A 2,820-nucleotide genomic window follows, 5' to 3' on the forward strand; every position below is an offset into this window, starting at 1 on the left:
TTACATGGTCCCTAGCGCTTTCGTGCGGCTGCACGCGTTGCCTCTCACCCCCAACGGCAAACTCGATCGCCGGGCACTGCCCGCTCCGGATGCCGACTCACTCGCCCATGCCGCGTACGAAGCCCCCATCGGTGCACTCGAGATCGCACTGGCCGACATCTGGCGTGAACTCCTCGGCGTCCACACGGTCAGTCGACACGATTCATTCTTTGCGCTTGGCGGACACTCCCTGCTCGCTGTTCAAATGATCGAACGGCTGTGCCGTCTGGACCTGAGTCTGGCTGTACGTGACCTGTTCCAGACCCCGGTGCTGTCCGCACTGGCTCGCGTCCTGGGCCAGCGTCGCGAAGTGCCGGTGCCACCTAATCAGATTGCGCCGGATTGCCAGACCATCACGCCCGACCTGCTGCCGCTAATCGATCTCTCTCAGGACGAAATCGATCGTATTGTGGCCAATGTACCGGGGGGGGCCTCTACGATACAAGACATCTATGCCCTCTCTCCCTTACAGGACGGCATCCTGTTTCACCACCTGCTGGCCACTGACGGTGACCCCTATCTGCTGCTCGTTCAAATGGCTTTCACGGAACGTGATACGCTGGACCGTTATTTGGCCGCGGTCCAGCACGTTGTCAATCGACACGACATTCTGCGTACCGCATTCGTCTGGGAAGGTCTGTCAAATCCCGCCCAGGTGGTCTGGCGGCAAGCTTCGCTGCCAGTAACCGAGCTGAAACTCTCGCCGGCAGACGGTCCCGTTACCATCCAACTGGCTGAGCGTTTCGGTCCCCACCAGTACCGGATCGATCTAAGCCAGGCGCCGCTGCTGCGCTTTGTAGTCGCGCAAGATGAACTAGGACGCTGGATCCTACTCACCCTGCTACATCATCTGATTAGCGACCATTCGACGCTAGAGGTGATGCAGGCAGAGGTGCGGGCATTCATGGAAGATCCAGGTGCGATTCTGCCATCGCCCGAACCGTTCCGTAATCTTATCGCACAAGCCCGACTGGGAACCTCGACAGAAGAACACGAACGCTTCTTCCAGGCAATGCTCGCGGACGTCACTGAGCCAACGCTGCCGTTCGGGCTGGTCGAGGTACACCGTGATGGCTCTCAGGTAGGCGAGACCCGGCGAATGCTATCCTCCGATTTGAACCTGAGGCTGCGTGCACAGGCCAAACGCCTGGGCGTGAGTCTCGCCAGCCTGTGTCATGTCGCGTGGGCGCAAGTGCTTGCGCGTACCAGTGGGCAGGAACAGGTCGTATTCGGCACAGTCTTGTTCGGGCGGATGCAAGCGGGCGAAGGAGCAGACCGGGCGATGGGGCTGTTCATCAACACGCTGCCGCTTCGGTTGGATATGGATGAGGTCAGTGTGGCCGAGCGCGTGCGTCATACGCATGCAAGGCTGGCGGAACTGCTGGAGCACGAACATGCTTCGCTCGCGCTGGCTCAGCGATGCAGTGGCGTGCCAGCAGGCACGCCACTGTTCAGTGCGCTGCTGAATTACCGGCATAACTCGAAACCGTTCGGCGAGACCAAGGCAAGCGACACCTTGTCGGGTATCGAAATGCTCAGCTTCCAGGAGAGGACCAACTATCCATTCGTGCTGTCGGTGGAGGATTACGGACAGGCACTGGGGGTGACGGCGCAGGTGCAATCGCCCATCGATTCGCAGCGGGTATGTGGGTATATGGAACAGGCGCTCTGCAGTCTGGCCGATGCGCTGGAGCAGACTCCTGGCCAGCCGGTGCGTCAATTGGAGGTGATACCCAAAGCGGAGCGGGAACTGCTGCTGCAGATCTGGAACGCAACCGAGGCGCCCTATCCCGATCAGGCGTGCATTCACCAGTTGTTCGAAGAGCAAACCGAGCGAACGCCCGAAGCTACGTACCACTCGATCCGCAAGGCCCCGCTGAACGACACGCCTGGATCCTTGACGATTGTTCAGCTCGCCTGCTGATCACGAATGTTCCCGAGGTACCCCTCCCAGTCGCAGTATTGCCGCCAACCGATTCGGGTGTCGCTCAGCCAAGTCCCGCTCTAAGAGGAGCAGCCCTCGATACGGCCTATGTAATGTATACATCGGGCTCGACCGGTACCCCCAAGGGGGTGCTCGTGCCCCATCGAGCGGTCGCCCGGCTGGTCATGAACAACAGCTATGCCAAGATCGGACTAGATGATAGGGTCGCCTTTACGGCAAATCCCGCCTTCGATGCCAGCACTTTTGAAGTATGGGGACCACTGCTCAACGGTGGCACAGTGATTATTGGCGATCGCCATCAAGTCCTTGATGCTCGAGGCCTGGCTGAAATCATTAGCCGAGGCAAAGTCACCGCGCTGTTCATCACAACCGCTTTATTCAACCAATTTGTTCCCGAAATTGGATCAACCTTTGCTCGACTGCGATTTTTGCTCTGTGGGGGAGAACAGGAAAAACATGAGATTTTTGGAGAATTGCTAAAGCATAGGGGACCGGAAAAACTCATCCACTGCTATGGTCCCACCGAGAGCACGACCTTTTCTACCACGTATGAAGTGTCAGAAACGAATTCCGGCAATCATCTGCCCATCGGCCGACCGATCTCGAACACTCGGATTTACCTGCTAGACAGCCACGGTCAACCGGTGCCGCTAGGCGCAGTGGGTGAACTGTATATCGGCGGCGCAGGCGTGGCTCGTGGCTATCTGAACCGCCCAGAACTGACCGCCGAACGCTTCCTCCCCGATCCCTTCTCCCATCACTCCGATGCCCGCATGTATCGCACCGGCGATCTGGCCCGCTACCTGCCCGACGGCAATCTTGTGTTCCTCGGTCGC

1 pseudogene is annotated in these 2,820 nt (G+C 58.9%); it reads left to right on the forward strand.

Annotated features, from left to right (window positions below):
• Positions 1-2,820 (forward strand): annotated as a pseudogene (locus tag M3I56_RS40440) (AMP-binding protein); the annotation flags it as partial.

Origin of the sequence: Paraburkholderia sp. CNPSo 3281 (assembly GCF_024206515.1) — a bacterium.
In the GTDB taxonomy this organism is placed as follows: domain Bacteria; phylum Pseudomonadota; class Gammaproteobacteria; order Burkholderiales; family Burkholderiaceae; genus Paraburkholderia; species Paraburkholderia nodosa.